The 16,720-nt window shown below is 38.2% G+C and carries 14 protein-coding genes; 10 read left to right on the forward strand and 4 right to left on the reverse strand.

All coding sequences use genetic code 11. The annotated features are described in order from the left end of the window. Window positions 1-46: 46 nt before the first annotated feature. The 6 genes from DSM02_RS19560 (at window position 47) to DSM02_RS19585 (ending at window position 7,741) form a co-directional block, all read left to right on the forward strand. Window positions 47-1,510, forward strand: a complete 1,464-nt coding sequence (locus DSM02_RS19560) for a circularly permuted type 2 ATP-grasp protein (protein WP_128767170.1) — start codon at window positions 47-49, stop codon at window positions 1,508-1,510. 46 nt (window positions 1,511-1,556) lie between these two features. Continuing rightward, window positions 1,557-2,501: an alpha-E domain-containing protein gene (locus tag DSM02_RS19565; protein ID WP_128767171.1), complete on the forward strand. Its 945-nt coding sequence runs from the start codon at window positions 1,557-1,559 to the stop codon at window positions 2,499-2,501. Between the two features lie 56 nt (window positions 2,502-2,557). Beyond that, window positions 2,558-3,556: a transglutaminase-like domain-containing protein gene (locus DSM02_RS19570; RefSeq protein WP_128767172.1), complete on the forward strand. Its 999-nt coding sequence runs from the start codon at window positions 2,558-2,560 to the stop codon at window positions 3,554-3,556. Between the two features lie 140 nt (window positions 3,557-3,696). Beyond that, window positions 3,697-4,803 (forward strand): peptide chain release factor 2, encoded by a 1,107-nt coding sequence (prfB, locus tag DSM02_RS19575; RefSeq protein ID WP_128767173.1) that lies wholly within the window; start codon window positions 3,697-3,699, stop codon window positions 4,801-4,803. A gap of 2 nt (window positions 4,804-4,805) precedes the next feature. Then, window positions 4,806-5,150, forward strand: a complete 345-nt coding sequence (gene arsC, locus DSM02_RS19580; RefSeq protein ID WP_128767174.1) for an arsenate reductase (glutaredoxin) — start codon at window positions 4,806-4,808, stop codon at window positions 5,148-5,150. Between the two features lie 86 nt (window positions 5,151-5,236). Beyond that, a complete protein-coding gene (locus DSM02_RS19585; protein ID WP_128767175.1) occupies window positions 5,237-7,741 on the forward strand; it encodes a TonB-dependent receptor domain-containing protein in 2,505 nt (834 codons plus the stop codon). Between the two features lie 169 nt (window positions 7,742-7,910). Here DSM02_RS19585 and DSM02_RS20450 read toward each other — a convergent pair whose 3' ends face one another. After that, window positions 7,911-8,084, reverse strand: a complete 174-nt coding sequence (locus DSM02_RS20450; RefSeq protein ID WP_164917884.1) for a hypothetical protein — start codon at window positions 8,082-8,084, stop codon at window positions 7,911-7,913. Between the two features lie 148 nt (window positions 8,085-8,232). On the opposite strand from DSM02_RS20450, the gene fumC reads away from it, so the two are divergent. Both fumC and DSM02_RS20625 read left to right on the forward strand, forming a co-directional pair. Then, window positions 8,233-9,627 (forward strand): class II fumarate hydratase, encoded by a 1,395-nt coding sequence (fumC, locus tag DSM02_RS19590; protein ID WP_128767176.1) that lies wholly within the window; start codon window positions 8,233-8,235, stop codon window positions 9,625-9,627. Between the two features lie 587 nt (window positions 9,628-10,214). After that, window positions 10,215-10,682 (forward strand): methyltransferase domain-containing protein, encoded by a 468-nt coding sequence (locus tag DSM02_RS20625; RefSeq protein ID WP_240674116.1) that lies wholly within the window; start codon window positions 10,215-10,217, stop codon window positions 10,680-10,682. A 14-nt stretch (window positions 10,683-10,696) separates the two neighbouring features. Here DSM02_RS20625 and ccsA read toward each other — a convergent pair whose 3' ends face one another. Next, the gene (ccsA, locus tag DSM02_RS19600; RefSeq protein ID WP_128767178.1) at window positions 10,697-13,939 is read right to left on the reverse strand and encodes a cytochrome c biogenesis protein; all 3,243 of its coding nucleotides are present in this window, start codon (window positions 13,937-13,939) and stop codon (window positions 10,697-10,699) included. Window positions 13,940-14,051: 112 nt separating this feature from the next. Between ccsA and DSM02_RS19605 the strand changes: the two genes are divergently transcribed. Both DSM02_RS19605 and DSM02_RS19610 read left to right on the forward strand, forming a co-directional pair. Further along, a complete protein-coding gene (locus DSM02_RS19605; protein WP_128767179.1) occupies window positions 14,052-14,819 on the forward strand; it encodes a Rossmann-like and DUF2520 domain-containing protein in 768 nt (255 codons plus the stop codon). Then, window positions 14,809-15,345: a KdsC family phosphatase gene (locus DSM02_RS19610; protein WP_128767180.1), complete on the forward strand. Its 537-nt coding sequence runs from the start codon at window positions 14,809-14,811 to the stop codon at window positions 15,343-15,345. Before DSM02_RS19605 ends, DSM02_RS19610 begins: the two co-directional genes overlap by 11 nt. A gap of 55 nt (window positions 15,346-15,400) precedes the next feature. Here the strand turns inward: DSM02_RS19610 and DSM02_RS19615 are convergent, their stop codons facing one another. Continuing rightward, window positions 15,401-16,066 carry an inorganic diphosphatase gene (locus DSM02_RS19615; protein ID WP_128767181.1) on the reverse strand — a complete coding sequence of 222 codons (666 nt, stop codon included), beginning with the start codon at window positions 16,064-16,066 and terminating at the stop codon, window positions 15,401-15,403. Window position 16,067: 1 nt separating this feature from the next. Next, window positions 16,068-16,490 carry a hypothetical protein gene (locus tag DSM02_RS19620; RefSeq protein WP_128767182.1) on the reverse strand — a complete coding sequence of 141 codons (423 nt, stop codon included), beginning with the start codon at window positions 16,488-16,490 and terminating at the stop codon, window positions 16,068-16,070. Window positions 16,491-16,720 lie beyond the last annotated feature (230 nt).

Raw genomic sequence — 16,720 nt, forward strand, 5'->3', positions numbered from 1 at the left:
ACGCTTTTAATTGATAAATTATTAATTTAACTAAAACTAATAACCAATGGCTACGACCCAACAATCAATCTTTGCATCTTATGATAAAGATCCTAAATTTTATGATGAGATATTTGATGAAAAAGGAAATGTAAAAAAAGTTTATCAGACACTTTTTGATCTTTACAGCGGCCATTCAAGCCAGGATTTTGCCAAATTGAATGACAAGGCTAAAGCCTCCTTTTTCAATCAGGGAATTACCTTTCAGGTTTATACAGATCAGGAGGCTAAAGAAAAGATTTTTCCTTTTGATTTATTCCCCAGAATAATCGATCAAAAAGAATGGGATATTATTGAGCGGGGCGTTTTACAACGCAGTAAAGCATTAAACCATTTTATTTGGGACATTTATCACGATAAGAAAATCATCAAGCAAGGTATTGTGCCTTTAGATTTGATCACTTCATCAGCCAATTATTTACACCAAATGATAGGGGTGGATCCGCCGGGAGGAATTTACAATCATATTTCAGGGACTGACCTGATTAAACATTCAGACGGTAAGTATTACGTTTTAGAAGATAACATCCGCTGCCCCTCTGGTGTGAGTTATGTTATCTGTAACCGTACCGCATTAAAAAGAGCTTTGTTTGGAGTTTTCAATCATTATAATGCACATACCGTAACAGATTACGCTCAGAACCTTCTGGAAATTATGGAGTCTGTCAAACCTCGTGGTGTAGACGAACCTAACTGTGTAGTGATTACTCCGGGGGTTTACAATTCTGCTTATTATGAGCACTCGTATCTCGCCAAGTCGATGGGTGTAGAACTTGTAGAAGGTCGGGATCTCTTTGTAGAAAATGACTTTGTATACATGCAGACCATTAAAGGTCCGGAACGGGTAGACGTGATTTACCGCAGAATAGATGATGCGTTTTTAGATCCTCTGGAATTTAGACCAGATTCTGCTTTAGGAGTTCCGGGTTTATTCTCAGCCTATAAAAAAGGAAATGTATGTCTTGTAAATGCTCCGGGGACAGGTTTTGCAGATGACAAAGCGGTTTATACCTATATGCCTGAGATTATCAAATATTATTTAGGGGAAGAACCTATTCTCAATAATGTACAGACCTACCACTGTAGCAGACCGGACGAATTGAAATATGTTTTGGAAAATATTGACAAGTTGGTTATCAAACCTGTTGATGAAGCCGGTGGTTATGGGATTTCAATAGGAAATCGGCTTACACAAGAAGAAATCGAAAAGGTAAAGAAAACCATACAGGCAAGTCCAAGAAAGTATATTGCGCAGCCTATAATGAGTCTTTCTGTTCACGCCACCTATATTGAAGAAAGTGAATCTTTTGAGTCGCGCCACGTAGATCTTAGAACATTTTGTTTACAGGGTGCAGATAAAGAATTTGTGCTCAAAGGAGGGCTTACCCGAGTAGCACTTAAAAAAGGAAATCTTATCGTAAACTCTTCTCAGGGAGGAGGCTCTAAAGATACATGGGTCTTAAAAAAATAAATTGCTGACGCAACTTAACTTCAATTGATAAAGTAAAAACAAATTTATGCTTGCACGAGTAGCAAATAATTTATTCTGGATGGGCCGTTATATTGAACGCGCGGAACATGTTGCCAGATACCTCAATGTTAATTATTTTTCTTCACTGGATGCGCCTAATGAAAAGTCACAATCCAGAGACCACGTCCTCCACTCCTTGCTCTTTATGGCGAATGGTCCTGTTGAAGAGGATTATGAGCTCACTGAAAAAAATGCATTCTACGATATAGGCTTAAACCCTGAAAAGCTGTTTTCGGTGTTAAACTGCATCAAATATGCCCGGGAAAATGCTAATGGTGCGCGAGATCTCATATCAACTGAACTTTACGAGTCTATAAATAAGTTTTATCATTTTGTGTTGAATTATGATGCTGACTTTTTTGTGAGTAAAGGCTTGTTTGATTTTACCACACAAATCGCAGAATCTACCTCTATTATACGCGCAAAAATACGAGGGACTTTATTACACGATGAAGTGTATGCCATAATAATGCTAGGCGTTAATATTGAGCGGGCAACGCAGATAGTACGCATTATTCAGGCTAAATATTATGATGCACTAAAAGCTCAGGGGGGATATGATAAGAAATTCAGTAAAAGTTATGAGTGGACGACACTTTTAAAGTGTATTGAAGCTTATGATATGATGCGCAGGCATTATAAAAAAACCCCTACAAGTTTGAGTACTTTAGAGTTCTTGATACTCAATCCGGAGTGTCCACGCTCCGTAATGAATAGTTTAGTACAGGTAAAAAATCACATCAATGTATTGAATGAAGATAAATATCCAGAGAAGGATTCAGCCGCTTTCTTAATAGGAAAAACCCATGCGGAATACCGCTATAAGACTGTAGATACTATAGAAGGCAACATAGAGAGCTTTATAGAAGAGATTCAGGATACGCTTATTGATATCGCAAAAAAAATAGAGAAGGAATACTTCAAATATTAAATATTTAAATACTATGGGTTTAAATAGTACTTTTGTCAGGTTAAACCCCCTATACTTTGGAATATACAATTAAATATAAAGCTGTTAACACGTACGAGTCTACGGTTGATGAAGCTTTCTGGCAATTTCTTCTAAGACCTGAAGAAAATAAAACCCAGCACGTAAGAATTTCTAAATTCACAAATTCGCTAAACGCAGGCATCGAAATTTCGACGAATACATTTGGATTTCCTATTTGTCGGGTGCATCCCAAAAAACCGTTTGATGCTATAAGTTTTGAGGCGAGTTACATCATGAGTAAAGAAGTAACTAATCCTTTTTCGGCATTAGATAGCGTGGCTAATCCTGAGCATTATGCGTTGATCAAAAGCCTCAACTTTAAGATTGATTACGAGCGTTTTCTCAGCATAACGCCGCTTACACAGTTAGAAAAATCCCAATTACCCGTTCAGTTCTCTGAGGAGCGTTCTGTTTTTGATAACTTGACGGAGTTGAATGAGTGGGTTTACAAAACCTTTACCTTTAAAACCAGTGTAACGGACGTTAAAACAACTCCTGTTCAGTTTCTTGAAAAAGGAGCTGGTGTATGTCAGGATTTTACCCATTTATTCTTAGCCATTGCACGTCTCAATAACATCCCTGCACGATATACTTCCGGGTATTTGCATCAGGGTAATGGTTTTCAAGGTGACTCTCAAATGCACGCCTGGGCAGAATGTTATATTCCAGAAAAGGGTTGGTTAGGTTTTGACCCTGCTAATAATTTGATTGCTCTTGAAAACCATATAAAAGTGGCTCACGGACAAGATTATTCGGACTGCGCACCTATTAAGGGGATTATTTACAGCAATGCTGCGGCAAATAAAACTTCGTACACCGTTGAGGTAAATGCCCGGGCAGAAAGCGATCCTGATGTATTTTCTGAAAATCAATTGTTTGAACCGCTTCCGTTTAAACAACAGTTGGCTTTTCAATCCCAATGGCAAAATCAGCAATACCAACAGCAACAGCAACTTAGACACCAACTGGACAACAACGAGGATCCAGCGCTTTAAAAGCCTGTTATTATCTGTAGTATAGCGTTTAATTTTCTTAGGTTTGCCTTAGTTTTAAAAAGAAAACCAGCAATCACTATGGGATTGAATCTGCGGGGATCTATTTTTAAAAGAGTAACTTTCGTACAAACCGGTTAAGCATGATAACGAGCGATCAGATCAAAGGTCTTGTGCAGCGCATTGATGCGCTCAAAACGCATTTAGGTATAGATCAGAAACGAATAGAAATACAAAACGAAGAAGAAAAAACCTTTGACCCTAACTTTTGGAATGATCCAAAAGAAGCCGAAGCGTTTATGCGGAATCTCCGTGAAAAAAAGAATTGGGTCAAAGATTTTGATCAATCCATTATACTTACTGAAGATCTGGAGGTGCTGTTAGAATTTCATAAAGAAGGTGACGCCACTGAAGCCGAAGTAATTAAGCAATACGACAACGCAGAGAAGCTTATTGAAGGGATGGAGTTTAAAAATATGCTTTCTGAAGAAGGCGATGATTTAAGCGCTGTTTTGCAAATTACTGCTGGAGCCGGAGGTACTGAAAGTTGCGATTGGGCTTCAATGCTGATGCGTATGTATCTGATGTGGAGCGAAAAAAATGGTTTTAAAATTAAAGAACTCAATTATCAGGAAGGCGATGTTGCCGGTATAAAAACCGTTACTTTAGAAATTGAGGGGCCGTATGCGTTCGGTTGGTTAAAGAGTGAAAATGGCGTTCATAGATTGGTGCGTATTTCTCCTTTTGACAGCAACGCTAAAAGACATACTTCATTTGCTTCGGTCTATGTATATCCACTTGCAGATGACAGTATTGAAATAGAGATCAATCCGGCAGATATCAATTGGGATTTTGCCCGCTCTTCTGGGGCTGGTGGACAAAATGTGAACAAGGTTGAAACCAAAGCGATTTTAACCCACCACCCTACCGGTATTGTTATACACAATAGTGAAACACGATCTCAGTTAGAGAATAGAGAAAAGGCTATGCAAATGCTAAAGTCGCAACTTTATGAGATCGAACTTAAAAAACGTCAGGCGGCTCGTGATGAGATAGAAGCTGAAAAGAAAAGTATTGAATGGGGATCGCAAATACGTAATTACGTATTACATCCTTACAAATTGATTAAAGATGTACGCACCGGTGAAGAAACCGGGAACACAGATGCCGCTTTAGACGGAGATATAGATGCTTTTCTTAAAGCGTATCTGATGATGACCGGCCAAAAAGAAACCAGTAACGAACTGTAACTATGCTAAAAATATACCACAATCCACGTTGTAGCAAAAGCCGGGAGGGCTTAGCGCTTTTAGAAGAGTCGGGTAAAGAATTTGAGGTCATCAACTATTTAGACACGCCCCCCTCATATATCGAGTTAGCTGCGATTATAGGAAAACTAAAAATTGCTCCAATTGAACTCGTCAGAAAGAATGAAGCTATCTGGAAAGAGCAGTTTAAAGGAAAGAATATATCTGATGAAGAACTCATTCAGGCAATGGTAGAAAACCCGAAGTTAATAGAACGTCCTATCGTTATTCTTGACAATGAAGCCGTTGTGGGCAGACCTCCCGAAAACATTAAGAAGCTCTTAAGCTAAATCGATTTATCTTAACAGAATTTTAACCAATTGTAATTAAACCTCTCTTATTTTCTTAGTCTAAGTATTGAAACCAAAAAATGACTATGAAAAATATTTTCCTGTTGGGGTTACTTTTAGTATTTACAACCCTGACATACGCTCAATCTTCAACCTATTCAATCACAGGTAAAGTGGTTGATAAAGATGCAGGTATCCCCTTAGAATACGCTACAATTACCGTCACAGATGTTAATAATGCTGAGGATGTGGAAGGGGGTATTACAGACACTTCCGGTAATTTTACTATTGAAGTTCCTGCAGGAGAGTACACGATCAAAATTGAGTACATTTCTTTTCAGCCCATTATTCTTACTAAAAAGATATCTGGAGATCTAAACCTGGGGACAACACAATTAGAATTTGCGGCCTCAGATCTGGATGAAGTTACTGTGGTTGCCGAAACCACTACGGTAGATATCAGATTGGATAAAAAAATCTACAACATTGGTAAAGACTTAACTACAGCTGGTGGTACGGTAAGTGACGCTTTAAATAACGTTCCTTCGGTTTCTGTAGATGTAGAAGGAGGTATCAGTTTACGAGGTAACGACAATGTACGCATACTCATTAATGGGAAACCTTCAGCCATTGCCGGTTATGGTTCTACTGATGTTTTAAGACAACTACCGGCAGATGCTATAGAGCGTGTAGAAGTGATTACTTCTCCTTCCGCAAGATATGACGCAGAAGGTACAGCCGGTATTTTGAATATCATTTTACGTAAAGAGAAAACATTAGGTTTTAACGGATCTTTAAATACAAGTGTGGGTAACCCTGACCTGGCTAGTATTTCAGCAAATCTAAATTTACGTACAGATAAGTTCAACGTTTTCAACACTACAGGGTACCGCTATTCTAGTTCTCCGGGTAACGGATATTTTGATACACAATACAATACGACAAATGAGGTAACTCCTACTTACGATCGTATTATTGAAGATCGCGATATTCAACGTCTAAACCGGGGTTTCAATACCAACCTTGGATTAGAATATTATATATCTGATAAATCTTCTATTACCGGTACTGTTTTCTACCGAAACGGTAATGATGTTGACGAAACAACAAACCTTACTCAAAGTTTTAGGGATGCTTCTAAAGTTCTTGAAACGACACGTATAGAACGTCAAAAAGAAAAAGATGATCGGTACCAGTTCTCTCTAAATTACATCAACCGCTTTAATGACGAAGGGCATCAGTTAACTGCAGATGTACAGTATGCAACCAGTGAAGAGGTTCAAAATACGTTCATCAATGAAGATATCACTTTTGACACGGAAGATACTACCCCTATTATAGCAGAGCGGTTGTTGACCAATGAAAAGCAAAACGAATATTTGATTCAGGCAGATTATGTGCTTCCATTTGGTGAAGGTTCTCAATTTGAAGCAGGTTACCGAGGTAATTTTGAAAATGAAGTTACAGATTATCGTGTAACCCAAGAGCAGATTGCCAATTCCAACAACTTTGTTCAAAACGATACATTAACCAATCTCTTTGATTACACCGAAAATGTAAATGCTGCGTATACACAGTTAGGGAGTAAATTTGGGGACTTTTCTGTTTTAGCAGGCTTGCGTTTAGAAAATACACAACTTAAAGGAAAAATAGGTTCTGCACTAACGGAAGCAGAATTACAGGATATTTATGGTTTTGAGATCAATACTGATTTTGATAACAATTATTTAGGCCTCTTCCCTACGCTTAATGTTACCTATGAGCTGAATGATCGGGAGAATGTCACATTAGGATATAACCGGCGTATCAACCGCCCAAGAGGATGGTTCTTAAATCCGTTTCCGGATAGAAGTAGCCGGAATAACGTATTTCAGGGAAATCCTAATTTACAGCCTGCATTTGCAAATGCTTATGACTTAGGCTACTTAAAGAGATGGGATAAATTAACCCTTACCTCTTCGGTTTATTTTCAACGCGAAACTGAATCTTTTGAAGTGGTACAAGAGATTATTGAGCTACAAGGACAAGGAAGCAACACCAATGGAAATACGGTAATCAGAAGTATTCCTGTAAACCTTTCAAGTAACGAACGTTTAGGTGCAGAACTGGGTGTTTTATACAATCCGGTAAAATGGTTAAGATTGAATGGGAGTTTTAACTTCTTTCAATTCAACACAGAAGGATTTTTTAATAACGTAGACTATAGCGCTAAAAACACCAGTTACTTTGCGCGTTTTAGTTCAAAGGTTTCACTTCCGCTAGATATAGACTGGCAAACCAATGCTTTTTACAGAGGTGCTTCACAAAATGCACAGTCTGATACAGACGGTATATTATCTATAGATCTTGCATTGAGCAAAGACGTATTGGGTGATAACGGTACGGTTTCTATGAATGTAAGTGACTTGCTAAACGGAAGAAAAAGAAGTCAAATTACCACAAATGATTTGTTTACAAGAGATAGCGAGTTTCAGTGGAGACAACGCCAAATTAACTTATCATTTGTGTACCGCTTCAATCAACGCAAAAACGAAAGCCAGAAAAATCGCCAATCAGGAGGTGACGATGAGGAAGGCGATTACCAAGGTTAACCACAATACCCTTTCATTCCCTAATTCAAAAAGCCTTCTCAGTTGAGAAGGCTTTTTATTTTTTAATTCCATTCTAAAGAGCTGAAAATAAGAGTTTAGTTCGTATCAAAAAAAAAGTCCTGCTCAGATGGAGCAGGACTTTTTACGTAAAAGTATATGGTAAGAATACTTATGAATTTCCTCTTTCTAATTTTTTCTTCTCACGGATTTCTTTCATACGTTCTACAAACGCACCACCTATCCAATAAGGAAGAATAGAAACTAAAAATATCATTAACCAAAACCCGATGGTTAAAATGGTTAAAAATGCTAAGAAGCCTAAGTATTGATCAAATTCAAACATAATATGGTTTTTGTCTTATGGCAAATTTAGTATTTATCTTGTAAAAAACACAACTCATTTTTTAATTTATAAACAGATTTATAACCATCCTAAACAGTAAAAATTAACGACAAACCTTTATTTTTGTTAGACCACTAAAAATACCAAAATGGAATACAGAATAGAGAAAGATACGCTGGGCGAAGTTAAAGTACCGGCAGATAAAATCTGGGGTGCTCAAACCGAACGCTCTCGCAATAATTTTAAAATTGGGAATCCGGCTTCAATGCCTTTAGAAATCGTTTACGGTTTTGCTTACCTTAAAAAAGCTGCTGCTTATACCAATACAGAATTAGGAGTGCTTTCTGAAGAAAAAAGAGACCTGATCGCTCAAGTTTGTGATGAGATTTTAGAAGGAAAACACGACGACCAGTTTCCGCTTGTAATCTGGCAAACCGGCTCAGGTACGCAGAGCAATATGAATGTGAATGAGGTGATCGCAAACCGCGCACATCTACTAGCCGGAAAGAAATTAGGAGAAGGTGATAAAACACTTCAACCTAATGATGATGTCAATAAATCGCAATCTTCAAACGATACGTTCCCAACAGGGATGCACATTGCTGCGTATAAAAAAGTAATGGAAGTGACCCTACCGGGAGTTATCAAATTAAGAAATACACTTAAAAATAAATCTGACGAGTTCCGGGAGGTAGTAAAAATTGGACGTACGCATTTAATGGATGCGACTCCCCTAACCTTGGGTCAGGAATTCTCCGGTTATGTTTCTCAATTGGATCACGGGATAAAAGCGCTTGAGCATACATTAGATCACTTATCTGAACTGGCTCTTGGTGGAACTGCCGTAGGAACCGGACTAAACACACCTGAAGGTTATGCAAAATTAGTTGCAGATTATATTGCAAAATTTACAGAGCAGCCTTTTAAAACTGCAGACAATAAATTTGAAGCGCTTGCGGCACATGATGCGATCGTAGAATCTCACGGAGCTTTGAAGCAACTTGCGGTTTCTTTAAATAAAATCGCCAATGACATTCGCTTGTTAGCGAGTGGACCACGTTCTGGTATTGGGGAGATCACAATTCCTGCAAATGAGCCGGGATCCTCTATTATGCCGGGGAAAGTGAACCCTACGCAATGTGAGGCGCTTACTATGGTTTGTGCTCAGGTAATCGGTAATGATATGGCTATCGCCGTTGGCGGAATGCAAGGCCAATATGAACTCAACGTGTTCAAACCGGTAATGGCTGCAAACTTTTTACACAGTGCTCAGCTAATAGGTGATGCCTGCGCTTCTTTTGAAGAGCATTGTGCTGCGGGTATTGAACCCAATCATCCGCGTATTAAAACCATGTTAGACAATTCGCTAATGCTGGTTACTGCGCTGAACACAAAAATAGGATACTATAAAGCTGCTGAAATTGCAAACACTGCTCACCAAAACGGGACAACCCTGCGTGAGGAAGCTGTAAATTTGGGGTATGTAACCGAAGAAGAATTTGACGAGTGGGTGAAACCGGAAGATATGGTTGGCGAACTTTAATTGGGCTATAAGAAGCTTAATCACTAATACAAATGGCTGTCTGTATAGACGGCCATTTTTTGTTTATCTAAAGTTTTATATTGTGATACATTTCAGCAGATCACTTTATAGGTAAGCTTCTGAAGTTTAAATCTCATTATCGAGTAAACTACCTCGGGGCAAGCCTGTCTGCCGACAAAGGCAGGCCCACGAGGCATTCGTTAGAAAGAAATTTTCAATTTCGAGGCGAGCCTCGGGGTATTAAACCCTTTGCGGCGCCAATAAAAGTTCATATAACGCAACTTTTCTAATTTATGTATTCAAGCATTAAGAGCTTTATTTTAAAAATTGTCCCCAGGCGTTTATTGTTTAGATATGAGTATGCACTTCGGTATTTCTATTATTTGTTTTATAAAGGAACTAAATACCAATGCAATCTCTGCAGAAAAGAATTATCCAATTTTGTATCGCTTAAAAACGAAAGATTATGTCCGCGATGCGGAAGCCTTCAACGAACCAGAAGACTTTACCAAATAGTGAATGATGGATTTCTTAATCCGGAAACTGAAATACTGCACTGCTCACCTTCAAGAAGTATTTACAGAGTATTGAAAAAACAACCCCATTATTTAAGCTCTGATTTATCAGAAAACTTCTGGTCTGATGTTTCTTTTGATATCACAAAAATGGACTCAGCTGACGAAAGCTTTGATCTAATAATAGGTTATCATATTCTAGAACATATTAAAGAGGATAAAAAAGCTATGCAAGAATTATTTCGGGTTCTCAAATTTGGGGGCACCTGCATCATACAAACGCCTTTTAAAGAAGGTGACACTTATGAAGATTCTACAATAACAGCACCTGAAGATCGAGAACAGCATTTTGGGCAATCGGATCACGTGAGGATTTATGCTGTTGATGGACTTCAAAAAAGATTAGAACAAGCTGGATTCTGTGTTGCTGTCAATGAGTTTACATCAGATTATACCAATACATATGGATTCAGTCCAAATGAAAAAGTTTTGATATGCAAAAAGCCAATTCAACTAAGTGCAGACCAAAACTTTTTATAACCTATTGAGCAATCTTATTTTTTATAAAACTTCTTGTATTTAGGATACGCTAACAGAGCAAACACAACTACACCTATAAAAATACCGATAGCTCTATTGAGGTTTAATATGTTATCTCCGCTCGCATAACTGTGTAAACCAGATAACCAGAAATTCACGCCAAAATAAGTCATCATAATACTTCCGTAAGCTAGTATTGACATCAGATTAAAAAACCATCTGCCGCGTAAACCGGGAACTAAACGCATATGTATCACAAATGCATAAACCATAATACTGATCAATGCCCAGGTCTCTTTAGGATCCCAGCCCCAGTAGCGCCCCCAACTTTCATTGGCCCATTGCCCTCCTAAGAAGTTACCTATAGTAAGCATCACCAGACCTACCGTTAACGCCATCTCATTGATGATTGTGAGCTCTTTGATATTAAGCTCCATTTTAGTTTTATTCTTAGAATTAGTCAGCAACATTAAAAGAAGCGAAACCAGACCTAAGATCATTCCTAACGTAAAAGGACCATAACTGGCAACGATAACCGCTACGTGGATCATCAACCAATAACTATCTAAAACCGGTTGTAAATTTGAAATTGCAGGGTTTAACCAGTTCATACTTGCCCCCCAAAGAATTAACGCCGCAACAAACGCAGTACTCGCAATAGTGAGCGAACTCTTTCGGCCAAAGGCCAATCCAAAAAACATAGTTGCCCAACCTACGTATAAAATAGACTCATAGGCATCACTCCACGGTGCGTGACCAGATATATACCAACGCCAGATCAAGCCTAAGGTGTGTAGCGCAAAAAGTAATACTACTGCCCCACCAGATATACGAACCATCGTTTTAATAAACGTGTTGTCTTTAAAGATGCGAATGATCACAAAAACAAACATAACGATACTCGCCAGCAAATACATCCAATAGAGTTTTGTGAAAATATCATGCTTGTTGTAAAAGACTTCAGCATCTACTTTGTCCTGAGAAGGCATTACCGCACTACCATATTTTTCCTGAAAACTTTTAATACTCTTTAAAAAAGTATCTGCCTTCGAATAATCTCCGGTTTCATTTCCTTCTTTTAAAGCTGAAAAATAGAGCGGAAGAATCTGTTTGGTATATAGAGAGTCCATCCCTTTATAACCAGATTCATTCAGTTCCGGATACGAAACCCATTTGTTATTTTCATCATCAACCAAAGGGAATATCTTTAAAATCTCACCACTCACGGCACGATTCAACAACCCCAGACGCTCTGCAATATCTATAAAGTCTTTATCAAAATTGTTTTTCACTTCAGCTTGATACGCGCTGGTGATATAGGGATCGAGTTTATTACGCCCCATATTGTCTATAAAATCTATAGCACTCACAAACTCCTGATCTTTAGGAACACCGATGATTCCGCGCAAACTGTCATTTGCCTTTTTGATATAAATAAAATCTACATTATACCAAAAAAACGGAGTTTCAACCATAGATAAGAAAACCTGATCTGCCGTAAGCCCTTCGTAACTGTCGCTTCGGCTCAATTTACGCAGCAATTTACTCGAGAAGGTATTAACCGGCATCATACGCCCGCCATCGTCTTGTATAACCAACTTGCCAAACTTCGCCGCTTCTTCTGCAGGTACTTTATTAGCCATCAGCATGGAGTCGACCTGGATTTTCGTAGGAGCTGTGTGCTGTTCTTGTTCTAATGTCGCAGTACCCGGAATTATATCTTCAGGTTTTTGCTCAACGACTTTCGTATTTCCGTTTTCTACAATGACGTGCTCTTCCTGCGCAAAAGTTGTAGTTCCGCCAAGGGCGAAAAGAATAGCGATTACGGTTAGCTTCGCCTTTTTAGCTTTTACTTTATCCAATCTTACTTTTAGGTCTCCAAAACGACTTCCTTTATCAAACAGAATGATCATCAAACCTAAATACAAGAGAAAATAACCGATATACGTAATCCAGGTTCCCACCATGTCGTGATTTACTGAAAGTACCGTACCCAACTCATCAGGATCAAAACTCGCCTGAAAAAAGCGATACCCTTTGTGATCTAAAACGTGATTCATAAAAATATCATAGTCAAAACTGGTTTGTGGCCCGTCAATAACAGTCACTTCGCTCTTGTAAGAAGAATATGCATTGGTAGTTCCCGGATAGCGTTCTGCAATAAAATCATTGAGCTTAATAGAGAATGGTAATTCCACCGCTTTGCTTCCGTAGGCCATATGAAAAGTGAGGTCTCCTATTTTTGTAGAAACCATTTCATTGCTAAAGCCTTTACCTCCTAATAAACCTATTTCTTCCTGTCCGTCTTCCGTTTTTACGGTTACAAATAACGCATCAGCCTGGCCTTTCTGTTTTGGGAATGCTTCAACAATCCCATTTCTACCTTTCATCACCGGATCTGGGATTACAAACTGCATCCCCCCTAATTGATAAAGTGCTCTCAGCTTCAATTCCTGAACGCTGTCTTTTGCAACATCATAATCAGTTTGTGTTGCCATAACCCGGGTACTCCCTTCAAACGGTGTGTCTATCGTATAATTTTCCCCATCATACCCAATGTTAATCGCACCTTCTGTAGGTTGGTTCAACGCAAATAGCATATTGTGAATACTCGCAACCTGCCCTTCTTCTATATAATGCTCATGACGCTGACCATCACCGGCCTCAACAATTTTGAGCTGTGATAAACCATTAGCATCTTCGATCAAGCCTTCTTCAGCTCCATCTATAAAATTAGAATACGAGAGCGTCACCGGTTTCCCAGCAAAATCTGTTTCCCATTCAAAACTATTATCCAGCCTTGGAGAAAGATTTAAACGCTTAGGATCTAAAACCCTACGCATAGGAGCCCCGTCTTTTTCACCATCTATAAAAACCTGCAAATAGGTTTTTTCACTTAAAAAAGTATTCTGAGTTTCTCCTTCTCTGATAGGCATAACGCCTTCATATCCTAAATAGCGCGTCCAGGCTGCTCCAAAAATAATGAGGATAAAAGACAGGTGAAAAACCAGTGTAGACCACTTTTCTTTTCGCCAGAGCTTAAAGCGCCAGATGTTACCTAAAAAGTTAATGATAAAAATTATATGAATCAGCTCAAACCACCAGGTTTCATAAACGAGTTCGCGAGTATACGGTGTGGGGGAAGTTTCCTGGCCAGCGTCAAGAATAGTACCTGTAGCCAGCGCTACAGCATAAACAATAAATAAAACGGCCATTAAACGGGTAGAAAACAGGAAATCTGCAATACGCTTTTGCATGGTAAATGTGCAATTTTTTGATTGCGCGAAGTTACGAAACAAAAGACCATTAATAAAGCTTTAACGCTGGCTATTCCTTATTAATTAAGTCTTATTTGTGTACTTTTGATGCGTGTTAAAGCTTTCAATAATCGGTACCGGGAATGTTGCGTTTCATCTTGCTAGAGCGTTTAGCGCAGCACAAGGTGTTAACCTACAATTTGTTGCAGGAAGAGATCTAGAAAAATTAAAAACATTTGAAGAATTTAGTGCCACGTTAAATCTGAATAAAGAACTTGAAAAAACATTTTATTCTGATGTGATTTTAATTGCGGTTAGTGATGCTTCAATCGCTGCGGTTTCCCAACAATTGATGGAATCTAAAGCGTTGATTGTACATACTTCCGGAAGTACAGCTATACAAATTTTAGATCAAAATAAACGTTGTGGAGTCCTCTACCCGCTACAAAGTTTTTCAAAGGAAAAAGAACTGGTATATAAAGAAATACCGTTTTTAATTGAAGCAAAGCTTCAGGATGATTTAGGAGTTTTAAAGCTTCTAACCGAAAGCCTTTCTGCGAACTATTTTACCGTAAATTCTAAAGATCGGGCTGCTTTACACCTTGCAGCAGTTTTCAGTAATAATTTTACAAATCACATTTTGACCGAAGCCAAACAGCTTTGTAATGACCATAACGTTTCGTTTGAATTATTAAAACCCTTAATGCTGGAAACCGTTCAAAAAGCATTTAGTATTGGACCTGAAAATTCACAAACCGGTCCTGCAAAACGAAAGGATACACCTACAATAAACAAACAGCTTTCGGCATTAAAAAGCGCCGAACAAAAACAACTATACACGCTACTAACACAAGCAATTCAAAACTATTATGAGCGATAAAAGTTATAAAGAATACTTAAGAAATATTACAACCTTCATTTTTGATGTAGACGGTGTGATGACTGACGGATCATTAATCATAGATTCAGAGGGCGGCATGTTGCGTACGATGAACGTAAAGGACGGTTACGCCCTTAAATGCGCTTTAGATAAGGGCTATAAAATTTGCATCATTAGCGGCGGAACTAATGAAGGCGTGCGCAGCAGACTGGAAGCCCTAGGCGTTACCGATATACATCTGGGTGCTCACGCCAAAATGAAACAGTATACCGAGTATATTACAGCAAATAACATCAAGCCGGAAAACATTTTATATATGGGTGATGACATCCCGGATTATCCTGTTATGCAGGAGGTTGGTTTACCGTGTTGCCCGCAAGATGCAGTAAAAGAAATCAAAGAAGTTGCTAAGTATGTTTCGCACAAAAAAGGAGGTAAAGGCTGTGTGCGTGATGTAATTGAGCAAGTTTTAAAAGTTCAGGATAATTGGATGGATTATTTTAATGCCGGTCCTTTTAAGAACTAATTTGAATATAAAAATCACTAGAAAAGCATCAGGTTATTTAAACGGGATGCTTTTTTTAATGCTTTGATTGGTATTCCTGAATAGCTTGATCCAATAGCTGTTTAGCTTCTCGAGCATTACCAAATCCTGAAGCTTGCAGCATACCAGGTCCTTTATAATTACTAAACCAAATTGAGATTATTTCCGAAACTCCATGAAAATTTGCATCTAATTCTTCCATACTTTGCAGGTTTTCAAATGGGGAATTTGCAGCTACAGCTATCAGTTTATCATCTTGCTCCCCACGGTCTTTTAAATACAAAACGCCAATAAGCTTGCAGCTGATGACGCTTCCTCGTTCAGCAGGTGCACCTAATACTAAAATATCTAGTGGATCACCATCCCCTCCATGAGCTTTATCAAGTAACGTACGCGGAATCATACCGTAGTTACCCGGATAACCGATGTAATTTACAATTCTGGGCGTACCGTTTACCGATTCCCACTCCACTTTTCCGGATCTTTTATTGAGCTCCCATTTTACAGTGGTTCCTGCCGGAATTTCAATTACGGCATGTACATAGCCCGATTCGTCAAGTGCAGGAAAATCTTCTAATAAATTTTTAAGTCTGGGTTCTTTCGCTTCTTTTTGGGTGCTTGTTGGGTTTTGATCACTATTTACTTTTTTACAAGAATAAGCAAGAACCAGTAAACTCAGCATGAATGTTATACGATAGACCATATTAAATCAGGTTGAAAAAATACATTTTCTTAATTTCAATATGTTGTTCTAGAAACTGATTCTTAAAATCACTGATTCCTGTACGGGTTTGGGGAGATTCCAATTCACGGATTTTACCATCAGCAAGTTTGAGATAGAAATAAGACTTCTTAAAAAATGATATTTCAGCTAAGCATTCAATTTCATTTAAGTCAATAGTTGTTCTTGAAGTTTTTTTCTTCCATAAATAGAAAATCAACCATGCCGAAATTACAACCAGAACAGTAGCAACGATGTTATTCAATGAAATTCCTTCCATGTAGTTATTCAAAAGATTAAGAACAGAGCTCAATAAACTCAAACTCAAGACGAGCCCTATAAACTGATTGTTTAACTTTTGATTATCATCCACCTGAAGTGTTTTATGTAGTGTATCAAATCTCATTTTAAAAAAATTACATGATAATTAAAGACTGAATTGCTTAAGACCTACCGAAACTAAAAGTCAGTTACTTTTAAGGAACTATTGGCTTGCTAAAAGTATATCTAAAATAAAAGAAAAGAGGCCGTCTAAAAACATTTAGGCGGTCTTTTTGTTTTTTTGCTGTAGCTATTTTTTTTGGTTTTGCGGATCGGGTAGGATTGTTAATCGTTAATAATTAAAAGCTTTTGGTC

It is taken from the genome of Leeuwenhoekiella polynyae (assembly GCF_004104075.1).
Classification (GTDB): Bacteria; Bacteroidota; Bacteroidia; order Flavobacteriales; family Flavobacteriaceae; genus Leeuwenhoekiella; species Leeuwenhoekiella polynyae.